The sequence below is a fragment of the Pseudomonas syringae pv. tomato str. DC3000 genome (genome assembly GCF_000007805.1).
Taxonomy (GTDB): Bacteria; Pseudomonadota; Gammaproteobacteria; order Pseudomonadales; family Pseudomonadaceae; genus Aquipseudomonas; species Aquipseudomonas avellanae.
Genome location: NC_004578.1, coordinates 5,340,585 through 5,356,543, shown reverse-complemented (window position 1 = coordinate 5,356,543; position 15,959 = coordinate 5,340,585). Strand labels below are relative to the sequence as shown.

The 15,959-nt window shown below is 52.3% G+C and carries 11 protein-coding genes and 4 pseudogenes; 6 read left to right on the top strand and 9 right to left on the bottom strand.

The features are described 5' to 3' along the window. Positions 1-36: 36 nt before the first annotated feature. Positions 37-456: pseudogene (locus tag PSPTO_RS24440) on the bottom strand (transposase); the annotation flags it as partial. A 921-nt stretch (positions 457-1,377) separates the two neighbouring features. On the opposite strand from PSPTO_RS24440, the gene xopAG reads away from it, so the two are divergent. Beyond that, positions 1,378-2,859, top strand: a complete 1,482-nt coding sequence (gene xopAG / locus PSPTO_RS24435) for a XopAG/AvrGf1 family type III secretion system effector (RefSeq protein ID WP_011105137.1) — start codon at positions 1,378-1,380, stop codon at positions 2,857-2,859. 233 nt (positions 2,860-3,092) lie between these two features. On the opposite strand, the gene xopB is transcribed toward xopAG, so the two are convergent. The 3 genes and pseudogenes from xopB to PSPTO_RS30380 all read right to left on the bottom strand — a co-directional run. After that, on the bottom strand, positions 3,093-4,625 hold the full coding sequence (gene xopB, locus PSPTO_RS24430; protein ID WP_005888834.1) for a XopB/HopD1 family type III secretion system effector: 1,533 nt from the start codon (positions 4,623-4,625) through the stop codon (positions 3,093-3,095). 253 nt (positions 4,626-4,878) lie between these two features. Next, a complete protein-coding gene (locus tag PSPTO_RS24425; RefSeq protein WP_010213957.1) occupies positions 4,879-5,856 on the bottom strand; it encodes an IS5 family transposase in 978 nt (325 codons plus the stop codon). A gap of 85 nt (positions 5,857-5,941) precedes the next feature. After that, positions 5,942-6,442, bottom strand: a pseudogene (locus PSPTO_RS30380) (Effector protein AvrPphD); the annotation flags it as partial. Positions 6,443-7,219: 777 nt separating this feature from the next. Between PSPTO_RS30380 and cmaL the strand changes: the two are divergent. From cmaL to PSPTO_RS24405, 4 genes are all read left to right on the top strand, one after another. Next, positions 7,220-7,516 carry a coronamic acid biosynthesis protein CmaL gene (gene cmaL / locus PSPTO_RS24420; protein ID WP_005888835.1) on the top strand — a complete coding sequence of 99 codons (297 nt, stop codon included), beginning with the start codon at positions 7,220-7,222 and terminating at the stop codon, positions 7,514-7,516. A 503-nt stretch (positions 7,517-8,019) separates the two neighbouring features. Then, entirely contained in the window at positions 8,020-9,426 is a 1,407-nt protein-coding gene (locus PSPTO_RS30560; protein ID WP_011105134.1) for an effector protein hopD2, read from the top strand. A 387-nt stretch (positions 9,427-9,813) separates the two neighbouring features. Continuing rightward, the gene (locus PSPTO_RS24410) at positions 9,814-10,206 is read left to right on the top strand and encodes a CesT family type III secretion system chaperone (protein WP_007251972.1); all 393 of its coding nucleotides are present in this window, start codon (positions 9,814-9,816) and stop codon (positions 10,204-10,206) included. A gap of 9 nt (positions 10,207-10,215) precedes the next feature. After that, complete coding sequence (locus PSPTO_RS24405) at positions 10,216-11,463, top strand: type III effector (protein WP_226992657.1); 1,248 nt, start codon at positions 10,216-10,218, stop codon at positions 11,461-11,463. Between the two features lie 189 nt (positions 11,464-11,652). On the opposite strand, the pseudogene PSPTO_RS24400 reads toward PSPTO_RS24405, so the two are convergent. Together PSPTO_RS24400 and PSPTO_RS29975 are read right to left on the bottom strand one after the other, a co-directional pair. After that, positions 11,653-11,754: pseudogene (locus PSPTO_RS24400) on the bottom strand (IS5/IS1182 family transposase); the annotation flags it as partial. A 53-nt stretch (positions 11,755-11,807) separates the two neighbouring features. Then, positions 11,808-11,975 (bottom strand): annotated as a pseudogene (locus tag PSPTO_RS29975) (hypothetical protein); the annotation flags it as partial. Between the two features lie 447 nt (positions 11,976-12,422). Here PSPTO_RS29975 and PSPTO_RS24395 point away from each other — a divergent pair. Next, positions 12,423-13,796, top strand: coding sequence for a hypothetical protein (locus PSPTO_RS24395; protein ID WP_024691294.1), 1,374 nt, complete (start codon positions 12,423-12,425; stop codon positions 13,794-13,796). Between the two features lie 182 nt (positions 13,797-13,978). Here the strand turns inward: PSPTO_RS24395 and PSPTO_RS24390 are convergent, their stop codons facing one another. Genes PSPTO_RS24390 through PSPTO_RS24380 form a run of 3 tightly spaced genes read right to left on the bottom strand, consistent with a single transcriptional unit; the run spans position 13,979 to position 15,182 of the window. Next, positions 13,979-14,398: a hypothetical protein gene (locus PSPTO_RS24390; RefSeq protein WP_005888840.1), complete on the bottom strand. Its 420-nt coding sequence runs from the start codon at positions 14,396-14,398 to the stop codon at positions 13,979-13,981. Between the two features lie 9 nt (positions 14,399-14,407). After that, on the bottom strand, positions 14,408-14,659 hold the full coding sequence (locus PSPTO_RS24385) for a hypothetical protein (protein WP_024691293.1): 252 nt from the start codon (positions 14,657-14,659) through the stop codon (positions 14,408-14,410). Between the two features lie 25 nt (positions 14,660-14,684). Further along, entirely contained in the window at positions 14,685-15,182 is a 498-nt protein-coding gene (locus tag PSPTO_RS24380; RefSeq protein ID WP_011105131.1) for a hypothetical protein, read from the bottom strand. Between the last annotated feature and the right edge of the window lie 777 nt (positions 15,183-15,959).

Here is a 15,959-nt window from a genome sequence, read left to right as displayed (position 1 = left end):
ACGGAAGGGGGTCACTTTTTAGTTGGCGTTGACAACGATGGTGCCCTGGCGCAGGGACAGGCCTTTGTCTTGCAGATAACCATTGATGACCGCGAGGATCGCAGGGGCCAGTTGATGCTTTTCCAGCAGGTGCCGGAAGTTCATGATCGTGGTGTCTTCAGGTATCGGGGCGCTCAAGGTCAGGCGTGCAAACTGGCGCATGGGCGTGATTTCGTAGAGCGCTTCTTCCATGGCCGGGTCGCTCAGGGAGAACCAGTTTTGCAGCAGATGAATGCGCAGCATGGTTTCCAGAGGATAAGGTTTTCTGCCTCCGCCGGCCTTCGGGTAGAACGGCTCGATCAGGCCCAGTAGACCTGTCCAGGGCACGACCTGATCCATCTCGGCGAGAAAACGTTCGCGGCGTGTCTGCTTACGCTTGCCGGCATATTCGAAATCGGAAAAGCTCATCTGGCTCATGGGCGGCTCGGATCAGGTGGTCAGGCGTATTTCATCACATTTGGGGACTTGTTCGGAGATTCCCTAAGAGGCGCAATATAGATGCCTGGGTATCGCGATGGGGTTATCATAAGTTTCCCTGATAGGTGGTCAAACTAATCTAATAAGTAAGTGATTTTTGAAGCTTCTCAATGAGCGCTGAGTGATGGATGGATCTAGTTTTCTGGTAATTTTTCGAAAGTTTATTCTAAAGCTTGTGCCGCTATTGTTTTCATAGTCGCACACTACAAGTGCATCACTGTAATTGTGCTTCTGATAAGTATGTTTGCATTTTTTGAATGATATTCCATTTCACAGGTGGCCTCATTGTTTGAAAATTAACGTGCGTCGGGCGTAACTCTTATTTAACTGCGACAATGCAGATGTGGTTTCCCTCTGGAAGCCAAGAAGCCACTTCGATCTGGATTGTCGGACGTTTCGACGTAGATGCCAATAAAGCTAGTTGGATTAATGCGGGGCATGGGGGGAGTCCAGTGATCACGGAGAGGCTAAGTGGCTCCGTGTGGGAAGATAGTTCCATCCTCCATGACCTCGCTTCAACGGAATCGCTGTCGCCTTGGCTGCTCGGCTGCTCGCAGGTCCTGTAGTTTTGTAGCTGTAGTGGCTTGCAATCGAAAACGGCAATGCTCGCAATCAGTGCGCATTTCGGATCAGATAACTATGACAATCTCTGACTCATGTTAATAGTTAGTTGATTTTGTCTAGCGGACAGTAAACCGTCCAGAGCGTCGGCAAGATGAACAACCTGAATGCGTTCTGGGCTGGCGCTGGAGAACGAAGAAAACTTACTAGTGGAACTCTACGCTTGGCGATGACCACGTATGACCACGTATGACCTTGTAAAATGAGCTAATGACCCGCAGCACATAGGATATGTAGATTATGCAAATAAAGAACAGTCATCTCTATTCAGCTTCAAGAATGGTGCAGAATACTTTTAATGCCTCGCCTAAGATGGAAGTAACTAATGCAATAGCAAAAAATAATGAACCTGCTGCGCTGAGCGCTACGCAAACTGCAAAGACACACGAAGGCGATTCAAAAGGCCAATCCAGCAATAACTCTAAATTGCCCTTCCGCGCCATGAGGTACGCTGCATACCTTGCAGGCAGCGCCTACCTCTACGATAAAACTGCCAATAATTTTTTTCTTTCTACCACTTCTCTGCATGATGGCAAAGGTGGTTTTACCAGCGATGCCAGGCTTAACGATGCACAAGATAAAGCGCGAAAGCGCTACCAAAACAACCATAGCAGCACTCTTGAAAATAAAAACTCGCTTTTAAGCCCGCTTAGGCTTTGCGGAGAGAATCAGTTCTTAACGATGATTGATTATCGTGCAGCAACTAAGATTTACCTCTCCGACCTAGTTGACACGGAGCAAGCGCACACATCAATTCTGAAGAATATTATGTGCCTGAAAGGTGAGCTTACCAATGAAGAGGCAATAAAAAAACTCAACCCGGAAAAAACACCAAAAGACTATGACCTTACAAATAGCGAAGCCTATATAAGCAAGAACAAATATTCTTTGACCGGCGTTAAAAATGAGGAGACGGGATCTACTGGTTATACATCTCGTTCTATCACAAAGCCATTTGTGGAAAAAGGCCTGAAACACTTTATAAAAGCGACTCATGGCGAAAAAGCTCTCACGCCCAAGCAGTGTATGGAAACTCTTGATAACTTACTTCGAAAAAGTATCACGCTCAACAGTGATTCCCAATTCGCAGCAGGCCAGGCACTTTTGGTTTTCAGACAGGTCTATGCGGGTGAAGACGCTTGGGGGGATGCGGAACGGGTCATATTGAAAAGCCATTATAATCGGGGCACTGTACTCCAAGATGAAGCTGATAAAATAGAACTAAGTAGGCCGTTCTCAGAGCAAGATTTAGCAAAGAACATGTTTAAGAGGAATACCAGCATTGCAGGGCCAGTGCTCTACCACGCATATATTTATATACAAGAAAAAATCTTCAAGCTACCCCCCGACAAAATAGAAGATTTGAAACATAAATCAATGGCAGACTTGAAAAACCTGCCTTTGACTCATGTTAAGCTTAGCAATTCCGGTGTGGGATTTGAAGACGCCTCAGGGTTAGGAGACTCGTTTACAGCTCTCAACGCGACGTCCTGTGTTAATCACGCAAGAATAATGAGTGGTGAGCCTCCCTTGTCAAAAGATGATGTTGTGATTCTGATAGGTTGCCTCAACGCCGTATACGACAATTCGAGCGGAATAAGGCATTCTCTCCGCGAAATTGCACGAGGGTGCTTTGTGGGTGCTGGTTTTACGGTCCAGGACGGTGACGACTTCTACAAACAGATCTGCAAAAACGCCTCTAAGCAGTTTTACAACGGCTAAAGTGTGGGGACGGTCGACATAAAGCATGCCGATCGTCCCTCCGGTCTCAGGATGGTTGTCGCCTCTCAGATGTTTCCTAGGGTTTGTCTGAAAAGTTGCTTTGAATTCCCAGAGCGTCATATCGGCTGCAGTCGAAGCCGACTTTGAAAGCGCGACGCAATTCAGCCGAGGCTACACGCGGGTACCCGCTTGGCCGCTCCTCGTGTAGTCCGGCAGATCGCGGCGACTATGGTTCAGGGGGCGGGCTGACGCGGCGAGTCGCGCACAGCCAGGTCTTGATACGGAATACGTTCGGCCAACGGAGCCTCACCATATCCAAGCTTCCGAGCCAGCGCGGGAATTGCCTCAAAGCTGGCATTCATGCCGTTGACAATCGCAGATCCCACATGGCGCAGGAACTCGCTCCGGGGAGCCAGCATTTGATGTAGCTCCTCTGCGGAAATGTTACGGTCTCCAGCTTCCATTTGCTGGCTGGCCCGCGCAAGAATGGTTTGTACCACGCGTGCATGCTTTGCATTGTCGGAATCAAATAGCCCGGGAACGTTGACACGCCCTCCTAGCGCCAACGCGTTCAGAGCGATGGCTTCGATTGGATTGAAGACGGCGCTCCGAAAAATACGCAGTACCTGTTCTGACAGCAGCCCGGTTGCCTTGTTGCTGGCAATCAGTGGAATCATCCCGACAATCGATGCCAGCCCCATGGACTTGACAGCGGTGCTTTCACCCGGAGCGATATCCAGCGCATGGCGCGTCATCCGCTCAATCGTCTCTTTGGTGTCCACCCCCTCGCCGGGATGAGCCATCACGCCGTCCTTCATGCTTTGGAACAAGCCAGCACGCATCAGCTCTTCACTTTCCTTGACCTCGGGTGGAATACCGGAGGCGGCGCCAAAGATTGCCGCTTCAGTTGTCACCGAGTTTGCGGCAAGATCGCCGACTCTGGATTTGAAGCCTGCATACTGCAAAACATTATTGGGGAATGAGACCACCGATGAGATGGCGCCGGCCTTCAACGCCTTGGGGAGTAGATCGCTCATGGACCACTCCTCACCTTTCATACCCTTGATGATGGCAAGTACGCACATGGTGTCCATGGACTCGATCATCAAAGGAGGCACCGAATCGATCCCGGCCAATTGCAGGGCATATTGACTGGGTGAGAAGTTTTTGCCGAAGATGGCATTTTTCAACAGTTCCGAAGCTCCAAGCTCCCATGCCGAGCCGAGTATGCTGCTGACCCCGATGCTGCCGGCAAGACCGCCGAGTTGAAACTCTTTCTTGGTGGCGACGTGCAACAATTCCTGTGCGCCTAGGCGTACCTTAAGATCATCGTCCCCCTTCAGCTTCTGGTTGATGAACGCTGAGAGGACATCGTCATTAGACGTGATCGTGGGAGCACACGAGGCGAGAAACGCTTTCGCGCTATTCTGGCCGATCGATGCGTTTGGGCCAAATGCCGCAGCACCCTGCTCAATGGCCTTAAGCAATAACGGGATATGGATGTCTGCGTTGATATCCTCATCTGCCCGCTCCGACGAGTTTGTAACGGACATCAGTTGCGCCTTCTCCACCGTGAAGGCATCTTTGAATTTCTTAAGTGCTTGCTCAATATCTCGAGTTGGCCGCATTTCCAGCTGGACTCCGTCAATGCTAGCGGCCTGTGGTGGGAATGCCTGGTCGGCCTGCGCGAAGGCTAGCAGTGCGTGCACTACCGGGTTATCGGAAACAAGGCTGCCAGAGTCCCTGCGGACTGATCCGATATGCACGGGCTCTGGCTGTGATGGCGGACGAGAATGTGCTCGCGAGCTCAGTAACGGACTTTCCAAGCCACTGCCATCTACTGCATCTTGTGAGAGAACGCGACTCATACCTAGGGAGACGCTGAAAAATTAACCCGTTCGCACCGTCTTCATTTCCAAGCCGGTTTTTTTCAACCTGCCGGCCTTGCTTTGCGTTTCTCGGGCAGATTTCTGCCCTCCTTTTGCTGATTGGCGGGCCAGTCCCGCCTTTCAGACGGATTTATCCTGCCGCCTGTTGCAAATACCGCTTGGCCAGCATCAGATTGGCCAACCCAAACAAACTGAACAACTGCGCTGTATTCTTTTCCAGCCCACGGTAGCGAACCTTGCGATGATTGAAGCGCACCTTGATTACCTGGAAGGGGTGCTCGACCTTGGCGCGCAGTTGCGCCTTGGCATATTCAATTTTACGCTTGACCCGATACAGCACGCTGCCTTCGCCGTGCTGCTTGTAACTGCTTGGCCGTGCTGCAATCGACCAGATAACGTCCCGTTCAGCATGCTCCGGTCGCTTGGCCGCACCGGTGTATCCAGCGTCACCCGAAACATAGGTTTCGTCACCGTGCAGCAACTGGCCAACCTGGGTGACATCCGCCACGTTAGCGGCCGTCCCTACTACGCTGTGCACCAGCCCCGACGTGGCGTCTACACCAATGTGGGCCTTCATCCCGAAGTGCCATTGATTGCCTTTCCTGGCCTGATGCATCTCAGGATCACGCTTGCCTTCTCGGTTCTTGACCGAGGGCGGCGCGGCGATCAGGGTAGCGTCGACGATAGTGCCTTCCTTGAGCAGCAGCCCCCGGCTGGCCAGATGCTGGTTAATCGTTTCAAACAGCAGCCGCGTTAGCTGATGGGTTTCCAGCAAGCGGCGAAAACGCAGCAAGGTGGTGGCATCCGGTGCCGACTCGCGACCCAGGTCGATACCCATAAAACCGCGGATGGCCTGGCTGTCGTAGACGGCATCTTCGCAACCTTCATCGGAGAAACCGAAACACTGCTGCACGACGTACATGCGCAACATGCGCGACACCCCTATCGCAGGGCGTCCGCGCTTGCCTGCGGTGTTGCTATAAAACGGCGCCACTTGCGCCTCCAGCTGGGCCCAGGGCACCAACTGTTCAAGGTCAGCCAGGAAGCGATCTCGGCGAGTCTGCTTTTTCTTGCCGGTATATTCGAGTTCGGAGAAGGTTTTCTGCACGCGCGTAACGCTCACGGAGAGGGAGGCTGGTTGAAGGAACTTAGTGTGCCAAGGGTGGGGACAGTTGGCTATTTTTGCAGCGCCTCCCTAGATGGGTCCGTTCACTCAAGGCTGAAGATGCTGAGCCATGTGCAGGCGGTGGGCTGGGCACATCGAAGGATATGGATCTCGAAGAGCCATGCAAATGGGCACTGACGATGTCGTACTCCGATTGATCATTTAATCGGGCCTGAACCGTCAGCTCGTTATTAATCAAGCGTTCGGTTCTCACGGTATCGGTATCGGTATCGGTGCTGGTGTCAGCTGGCAGGCATACTGGCGCTTTATAGGTTACTTGCTTGTCGTTACTGGATTGAAATTGAAGTGTGCCATCCTGCAGAGCGTTGCGTACCAGTGATGCAATGCGTTGGTGTTCGGCATTAGCTGAAGGGCGTTTTAGAGCCTGGTGAGCGCCTGGGCTCAATTGAGAGGGTGAAATCCTTTTAGGGTGAGATTGCTGGGCCTGAGGGCCCACAGCGTCTAATGGCCGACCGCCACTGATTAGGGGAGTTGTAATGCTGTGTTGAGTAGATTGTAGAGGATTCATAGAGCTATGAGCTGTCCCGGATGAATTAATTGGATCCCATATGTGGTCACAAGGGCTCGTGGGTTCCGAAGACAAACTCAAAACTGACGAATGCGTTGATCTGGAAGCATCACGCTGACGTGGACATTTAGTGGTCAACTCATCCCGGAAACGACATTGAGTCTTTTTTCGTACAAAGCTGGTGCGAGTCCGTTATTGAACTGGTGTCACTTGCCCACCTGGCGGCGCCTATTCCAGTGCTGGTGATACTCCAGAGCGCCTGTAGGAGCAGCTTGCCGAAGGCCTATCAGCTATCGGGAAAAAGACGTCGCTCAGCATCAGCTACCACCGGCCTGACCAAGGGAGATGCACGCGGAAAGTGCTGCAGTGCCCTTCTCGGGACACCAGGGTTCAGGAATGACCCAAGAGACGCGTCTTGGGTGAGAACGTCATCGAGCGTGCTGGCTTCGTTGACCGTCTTCTGCGGCAGCCTCATTTCCAACATCAGGACCATGCTGGAACGGAACAAGGCGTGATCATCAGTGAGCAAGATCGAAGAGCTCGGGATGGACTACGTATATCTCCAGTAAAGCGTATCCCCGGAGCACTTTTGGTCAAAATGGACGATGGGCGCTAGCCCATTACGCCTTTAAGGTCGATTCATGGTTGAGCGTGGGCCGTCTCCTTGAACGATCAGATGGCTTGCATCCCGATGCTAAGCCCATGGCGAAGGTGACTCTCTTGGAAAAAATTATGGCACCCGCTGTCGGGTTTTTGCTTTGATGTGTGGAGGGTAAAATGAGCGCCTATCTTATTGGTAAAATGAGTATCACCGACCAAGCTCGGTATGATAATTACAAGCGGCTAACGCCTGACATTGTGAAAGCTCATGGAGGCCGCTTCATCTCGAGAGGAGGCCAGAAGTTTCTTTTGGAAGGAGAGGCTGAAAGCCGTCGTGTGGTGATTGTAGAGTTCCCTTCAGTTGAGGCAGCACAGAAGTTCTACAATTCTGAAGAGTATACAAAGGCTAGACACCTCCGCGAAGGTGCAGCCGACGAGATGCAATTGTTCATTGTGGAGGGAGTGGATAACTAGAATTTACGCCATGAGCTCTTAATATAATCATGAGTAAGAAAAATGCCACTTCGGAAGATATCTAAAGTATTAACGCTATAAGAAGATCCTCGTACTAACCTGTTTGTCTTTATGCGGCCCATGCTTGCTGCAACAAAATATCCTCCTTTGGGTTTATCCAAGAGCAGTGGCAGAGAGACCCCGAACGATGCAAGCATTATCCAAACCACTACTTAACGGGACTTAAGGAAACTCTGAAGAAGACCTGATTAGCACTGTAGATGAGATGTCCTTAGTTTTCACGATCTGCATTGGTAACTCCCTGCTCGATCTCAGGGCGCGAAAAGCTCCCTCTCCTAGTGGCCAAGCCCGCCTTGTGGCGGGCTTGGTGGTGCAGCGGTTTTTCCGTTTTCTCTGTTGTCGTCTTGAATCTGTCTTCGGAACCCCACAAGCACTTATGACCACGCATTAGGATCCAATGCCTTTCGTCAGCCAATTACTCAACCGAGATAGTTCATACAGCTATGAATCCCCTGCAACCTATTCAGCACAGCATTACAAATTCCCAAATGAGTGGTGGTCAGCAATTAGAGGCGGAGGGCTCTCAGGCCCACAATTCCTATTCCCATCCTGACAGGATTTCGCTTTCCCAATTGAGCCAAAGCGCTCACCTAGCTCTAGATCACCTTTCAACTCAGCCTAATACCGATCACCAACGCGTTGCATCACTGGTACGCAACGCTGTGCAGGACGGTAAGTTCCAACTTCAATCCAGTAACGACACGCAAGTAACCTATAAAACTTCAGTCTGTCCGCCAGCTAACGCCGACACCATGGGGGCCGCCCACTTAATTAATAACGAGCTGACGGTTCAGGCCCGATTAAATGATCAACTTGAGTACGACATCGTCAGCGCTCATTTGTATGGCCCTTCGGAAGCCATATCCATCGATGCATCCAGTCCTCCCTCGGCCAACGATCTAGCGTCCTCTGGCTTGAGCGAACGTACGCATCTAGGTATGAATCGTGTCCTCTTACGCTACGCGGTGCCCCCTCGGGAAACCGAAGACCAATGTGTTATGGTGATCGACAAAATGCCCCCCCCCAAACACGGCAAAATGTCTTTCTTCCGTACCACTAATGACTTGAGCAAACTGCCTTTGGGAATGGAGACGGGCGGGTTGTCCGACCTGAAATTGGCTGGTTGTGAACGTATTTCTTCCGTCGAGCAGGTGAAGAGTATCCGCGCAGCGCTTGGAGGCGGGCCGCTCACCGTACTAGATCTGCGCGAAGAATCTCATGCGATTGTCAACGGTTTGCCTATCACCTTACGTGGCCCGATGGATTGGGCCAACGCCGGCCTATCCCAGGTTGACGGAGCGGCACGTGAAAGTGCCATGATTACAGAACTGAAGCGCACTAAGTCTTTAACGTTGGTCGATGCCAATTATGTAAAAGGTAAAAAAAGTAATCCTCAAACGACAGAACTGAAAAATTTGAATGTCCGGAGCGAGCGAGAAGTCGTTACAGAGGCCGGCGCGACCTATCGCCGCGTGGCCATTACCGACCATAACAGGCCTAGTCCGGAAGCGACCGACGAGCTAGTAGACATCATGCGCCACTGCCTGCAGGCAAATGAGTCGCTAGTTGTGCACTGTAACGGCGGTCGGGGCCGTACTACCACGGCTATGATAATGGTCGACATGCTTAAGAACGCTCGTAACCATTCCGCAGAAACCCTCATCACGCGTATGGCCAAGCTAAGCTATGACTACAACATGACGGATCTAGGCAGCATTTCTGCACTCAAGCGGCCATTCCTAGAGGACAGACTAAAATTTCTGCAGGCCTTTCACGACTATGCCCGCAACAACCCAAGCGGATTATCTCTTAATTGGACACAGTGGCGCGCAAAAATAGCGTTAGAATGATAGGCCCAGCCCTTTAGTGTTTCTCGCGCTAGCTGTCACCAGCTCTAGGTAAGGCTCATCACATGTCCACAATTAGCCTATCTGCTGGGTACTGGTGTCGCCGCTGATGCAGAGTTGACCCAGCTGCCGAAATTTCGCTGACCCAAACTTCTGCTCCGTAAAGCGTTAGCAGGTCTGACCTTGGGCTGAATACTTATGGGGCAACGCCAAGTCGGCACATGGGTCAATTCTGCTTCAGCGGTATCATCCTACGCATCGCTATGAAGCCATGAAGCTCCTTTCATAGCGTCAGCTTGATGCGTAGGCATTTGAAATTTCTATGTACCGAGGGAACGTGTCCGCTGTTACGGCCACTTAGTACAGATATTGCTATCTACGGATGTAATCATGAGCTTATCGCCGACGCTGCAAAAGCTAACTAATATATTGGGCCCGACAAAAAATGCCAAGCCTGTCACAGAGGCTATCCAGTGGCAGGAAGGCATGGATATAACGCTGCATGTCAGCGGCGACAGCCTTACCTTACTAGCTAAAATCATAGAACTGCGTACAGACCCTAAAGACGACATTTTATTGCGCAAGCTGCTTACCCATACGTTTCCGGGCCTGCGTCTGCGCCGTGGCGCGCTTACCATCAACCCTGATGAAAGTGCCCTGGTTTTCTCTTATGAACACGATTTTCACCTTCTGGACAAAGCCCGTTTTGAGAGCCTGCTGGCCAACTTTGCTGAAACGGCGCAGGAGCTTCGAGACACAGCGACACATTTTCGTTTTAACTGAGGAAAGAGTATGTTGGATAAAGTGGGGAACAGTGCTCGTGTAGATAATGCCCCGCATGTCGAAGCGCCTGCAGGGGCGGAGCCTATGCGGTTTGATGCTGCCCGAGGCCAGAAGCCCAAAGCCCCTATGGATGCACCGTCATCATTACGTTTGCGAGCGATAGCAGGTGGCATGCCCAGTGAAGAAGCAGGAACGACTGCACCTGCTGACGTGAATCAGCCTCCACCTGCTGATGTTCGTCCAGAAATGGGTGTAGGTCCTGTGAGACTCTTCGTTAAACTGATGGTAGGAACTCTGGCGCTGTCGACAGGAGTCCGTTTTGCAAGATACCCAGGTGATTTCGCGAAGGATCCGGGAGGCAGTGTATGGGCAGCAATCAATCTGCAGCATCGCTCGAGCGTCACACATCTTGAACAAGGCAATAAGACGGTTCTTGAGCGTTTCGGTGCACATATTCCAAAAGACAGTGCGTGTTTCAAAGCTCGCGCTGACGTCACACACGATGTTCCCTCAGGCGTGGCAGGGCAGTGGAACCACAAAACCCAACGGGTAAAACTGAACCCTAACATTCATTTCGAGAGCCATCCGGCACAGGTCGCCGGACATGAGTTCATACACTGTTACACGCATCCTGAGTTTGTCGAACGCCATATAAAACATCCGCACTGGAAAGCCCTGAACGAAGGGTTGACGACTCGTTTGACAGAGAAACTGCCAGACCCTAAGCGTCTCTTGCCCATTCCCTTGGCAAAGGATCCCTATCATGGTTTCAAGCTGTCCACCGGGGACTCCTGGCCGGATGCGGCCAGGCGAATCGAAGACGAAGTTGGCGAAGATGTGTTGTTGAAAGCGTTCTTTGGCGGCGATGACCAGGCTATTAGTGAAGTAGCTAAAGCCGCTGCTCAGATCTACCCCAAGATTGCCTCACGTATTACCGAGAGGGAGTTGTATCAAGCGGGCAGCATGCGTGGAGGACAACAGCTGGCCGAGTGTTACGTAGGTGCTTTGCTCAAAAACGGTCAGAAACTGCCTGACAGTTTTACGAATTATCTGCTACCTGTATTTAGCTATTCAGATATAAGCCCTGGTCACGCGAAAAAAATACAGGCGCAAGCGGAAAAAAGTCAAAAGCGGATGGGAATTGTGTTCGATACAGCGTTTTTTTCACCTGACCTGAAGACCCAGAGACTGGCACTTGGCATGCTACGGGAGGACCTGCTGATGCACTGGAAAAAAGTTATTCCGGATAGAAAGTAAATGTATAGGGAGGGTCTGAAGTAGGCATCGATTTTTGCCGCTATCATGGCCTGAGGTTTAAAAAAAGCCCGCCCGATTAGATAATCAGACGTTTTCCGCTCTTAACTCATCGAGTTTCCTACAAACAGCACCTTTACAAGGCGTTTTTCCGCATTACAGGCGCACCTCTCACATCGCCAGCAGCCGTTTTCAAACCATCCAGAGGTTCGACAAGGCAAACAGAGTGGCCTGTTGCGCGGTGTTTTTAGCCAGCCCGCGAAACCGGACTTTCGTATAACCAAACTGGCGCTTGGTGTAGAGGGGGAGCCTACAGAATTCGGAAAAAATCGTACGCTAAGGTTTTCCTACTGTCCGTCAGGGTCAACCGCGACCCACGCTTTTGCGCCGTTGTAGTCATCACCGCCTTGTGCCATGTAGACCAGCCCGGCCAGGTCCACGGCGTATGCGCCTGGTCGTTCGCTTTCTGGATCGCGCAGTTCGTTTTTCCAGCCATACACTTCGCCTTCCCACATCGCTGGCTAGAATCGCTTGGTAGACCTGCTGGGCAACCTTCTCGTATTCGGTGCTGTTATTTACGTCGAGCACTGCGGACTCCCTATCTGCTTTTGGCGGACGCGAAACCGCGCCCTGGTACTGCCAAAGCCCGCGACTGGGCGAGCTGGTAGTGCAGCGATGGAACCGTTAACGGCCCAGCGACTACACAGCTTTTTGTAAATCCAGTTCAACTGGAGTGTAGCCTGACGTTTCCGCTGTTTCTGGCGCTGTTTGATCGAAACTTCTCTGTATTGCTTTCACGCAAACATTCGCTCCGGACAAGCCTGACTCAGGATACAGCTGCTCAAACTTCCGTAGACCGAGATAGAATTTCCATGCACATCAACCAATCCGCCCAACAACCGCCTGGCGTTGCAATGGAGAGTTTTCGGACAGCTTCCGACGCGTCCCTTGCTTCGAGTTCTGTGCGGTCTGTCAGCACTACCTCGTGCCGCGATCTACAAGCTATTACCGATTATCTGAAACATCACGTGTTCGCTGCGCACAGGTTTTCGGTAATAGGCTCACCGGATGAGCGTGATGCCGCTCTTGCACACAACGAGCAGATCGATGCGTTGGTAGAGACACGCGCCAACCGCCTGTACTCCGAAGGGGAGACCCCCGCAACCATCGCCGAAACATTCGCCAAGGCGGAAAAGTTCGACCGTTTGGCGACGACCGCATCAAGTGCTTTTGAGAACACGCCATTTGCCGCTGCCTCGGTGCTTCAGTACATGCAGCCTGCGATCAACAAGGGCGATTGGCTAGCAACGCCGCTCAAGCCGCTGACCCCGCTCATTTCCGGAGCGCTGTCGGGAGCCATGGACCAGGTGGGCACCAAAATGATGGATCGTGCGAGGGGTGATCTGCATTACCTGAGCACTTCGCCGGACAAGTTGCATGATGCGATGGCCGTATCGGTGAAGCGCCACTCGCCTGCGCTTGGTCGACAGGTTGTGGACATGGGGATTGCAGTGCAGACGTTCTCGGCGCTAAATGTGGTGCGTACCGTATTGGCTCCAGCACTAGCGTCCAGACCGTCGGTGCAGGGTGCTGTTGATTTTGGCGTATCTACGGCGGGTGGCTTGGTTGCGAATGCAGGCTTTGGCGACCGCATGCTCAGTGTGCAATCGCGCGATCAACTGCGTGGGGGGGCATTCGTACTTGGCATGAAAGATAAAGAGCCCAAGGCCGCGTTGAGTGAAGAAACTGATTGGCTTGATGCTTACAAAGCGATCAAGTCGGCCAGCTACTCAGGTGCGGCGCTCAATGCGGGCAAGCGGATGGCCGGCCTGCCACTGGACGTCGCGACCGACGGGCTCAAGGCGGTGAGAAGTCTGGTGTCGGCCACCAGCCTGACAAAAAATGGCCTGGCCCTAGCCGGTGGTTACGCCGGGGTAAGTAAGTTGCAGAAAATGGCGACGAAAAATATCACTGATTCGGCGACCAAGGCTGCGGTTAGTCAGCTGAGCAACCTGGTGGGTTCGGTAGGCGTTTTCGCAGGCTGGACCACCGCTGGACTGGCGACTGACCCTGCGGTTAAGAAAGCCGAGTCGTTTATACAGGATAAGGTGAAATCGACCGCATCTAGTACCACAAGCTATGTTGCCGACCAGACCGTCAAACTGGCGAAAACAGTCAAGGACATGAGCGGGGAGGCGATCTCCAGCACCGGTGCCAGCTTACGCAGTACTGTCAATAACCTGCGTCATCGCTCCGCTCCGGAAGCTGATATCGAAGAAGGTGGGATTTCGGCGTTTTCTCGAAGTGAAACACCGTTTCAGCTCAGGCGTTTGTAAGCGGCCTGTGGGTTGCAACTGGGGTTTGCGGAGCAATGTAACTGAAAACCATCGTAAGGGGCATGATCAGAGTTCGCTTTTCCCGTCAGGTGGTGTGGATTAGCGAACTTTGATTTGCTGAGCGAGTTCATCGCACCGCTTTGCGGGGGGATTGCTTCCGTAGTGCTTGCTGAAGCGATTTCCTATAAGTCTGAGTTGGGCAGTCCGGCACCCCTGAGAACTGCTCGAAGCACTTCACGCTCTTCGCGATATGTCCATGCGCTTGGATGATGAACTGCAAGGTGCCGCGATTCCTCCTCCCAAGAGGTGTACCAGCTGTCTCTAGCAGCGATGTAGACCGGCGGACGTCCTTCAAATTGGTCGCTGGTAATGTCGATGACGACACCCTTTAACTCGACCCATGCATGGGAGCCACCGTCCTTTTCTCCACATACATACTCAACCTGCAGGCCTAGCTGCGCGTTCAGATAGTCACCGAGCAGTTCCGACACCACACCACAGCAGCCCCTGGGAAAACTCTTCAAATGACACGGGAGTTGATCCAAACTCTTCTGCTTTTCAAGCTCTTCACGGAAGGCATGCGCAACATGGATGTGGTCCATTGTGATTTCCTATTGCGTATCAGGGTCAACCGCGACCCACGCTTTTGCACCATTGTAGTCATCGCCGCCTTCGGCTCTGAAGATCAGCCCAGCCTTGTCCAAGGCATATGCACTTGGGCGCTCGCTGTCTGGGTCGCGCAGTTCATTCTTCCAGCCGTACACCTCGCCGTCCCACACCAGCACGACGCCTTCACGGTGTTCCTGGTTGCCTGCTCGCCACTTCGCGGCGGTCGAGCGTAACGCCTCGATCAGTTGTGCAATGGTCACGATTGCCTTCAAATTTTTATTACTGATCTGAGTCTGGCAGGCGCTCGTCGCACCACAAATCCAGACCACCGGCACGGTGCACAGTCGATCCCTGTTCGATCCGAAGCCAGTTTTCGCGTAACACGCGATAGAGCTCTGCGTCTCGGCGCAGCGCGTTCAGTTCGTTGTCTGCAGCCTCAATCAGATCAACTGTGATAGAGCTGGCTTTGCCTTTTACTTCTCCCCAATGGTTTGGTTCGTGATCCGCAGGCCGAAGATCCACAATGTCTCCGCCAAATCGCGGAGGTCCGTAGAAGATCACAAGGGCATCCCGCATCGCGATTGCAGGGTTGCCATAGCAGCAATCGGAATGCTGCTCGACCAAACCGTTGGCATGCACGAGACGCCATTCATAACTAGCGTTCTCAGGATCGCCAAAAACTTCAGCTGTCACGCCCGAACTCAGGTCAAGCTTGCAGGCTTCCTGGGTGCGAACATCTGTGGTGAACTTCAGATTCAATTCATTGCGAGCCTTCACATTTGCCTCCAATTTGCTGCTCGATCCTGGGAGCGGAAAGCCTCCCTATCTACATACTCGGCCCCAACTTTTAGGCCAGAGGTTGAGAGTGCATTTGAACGCTTTCCTAATTTTGATTAAACATGTCGAGCTGAGTGTTCCCCGGATCTGCTTTCGGCCTATTCAGCGGGTGGCCCAACTGATGGCGAATCTTGACCAACCAAACCTTGTAGGGATAGTTTCTCGCGCACCCCTTGGGTAAGCTTCAGCCAACTCCTTGCGCAGCGCTGTCATGTCATGACGGCCTAGGCAAACCGATAAGTAATCTGAGGTGCCCCTCAGGATTGTCTTCAGTCCTTGGAGAACAAGGGGCTGCCTCCACGAGACATGACTTGAGGTACAGTTCCGACGCGAGAGCGGAGGTCATCGCTGCTGGCTACTATAGAGCTACATCACCATCAGAGGCGCTCTGTTCAAGCAGCCGCGAAGCCCTCAAAAGTACGTGCTTCCTCAATTACCCAAGAGCTCGGCAGAGACTCGTAATCCATTTTTCCATACCTTCTATATAAAAAATCAGCGTCTTGGCCAAGGTTTATCAGGCTCTAAATGTCGTTTACCGTGATCGGTGTCTGGCCTAGGGTGATCTTGAGGCCTTGGCCTGGGTGGGTCCTGAGGAGTTTGTCTTGGGGGTTGTCTGTCTTTACTCATTGAAGGCCGCTCCAGGGATATAAAACTGATGATTTGGCAGCTCGGATAATACTTGCTGTTCGCAGATTTTTTTATGCCGGCCACCTCTAT

What these genes read in the sequence shown, in the direction of transcription:
- PSPTO_RS24405 (WP_226992657.1), top strand. Translation starts at nt 10,216, where the DNA reads ATGTTGGATAAAGTGGGGAACAGTGCTCGTGTAGATAATGCCCCGCAT.
- PSPTO_RS30560 (WP_011105134.1), top strand. Translation starts at nt 8,020, where the DNA reads ATGAATCCCCTGCAACCTATTCAGCACAGCATTACAAATTCCCAAATG.
- cmaL (WP_005888835.1), top strand. Translation starts at nt 7,220, where the DNA reads ATGAGCGCCTATCTTATTGGTAAAATGAGTATCACCGACCAAGCTCGG.
- xopAG (WP_011105137.1), top strand. Translation starts at nt 1,378, where the DNA reads ATGCAAATAAAGAACAGTCATCTCTATTCAGCTTCAAGAATGGTGCAG.
- PSPTO_RS24390 (WP_005888840.1), bottom strand. Translation starts at nt 14,398, where the DNA reads ATGGACCACATCCATGTTGCGCATGCCTTCCGTGAAGAGCTTGAAAAG.
- PSPTO_RS24410 (WP_007251972.1), top strand. Translation starts at nt 9,814, where the DNA reads ATGAGCTTATCGCCGACGCTGCAAAAGCTAACTAATATATTGGGCCCG.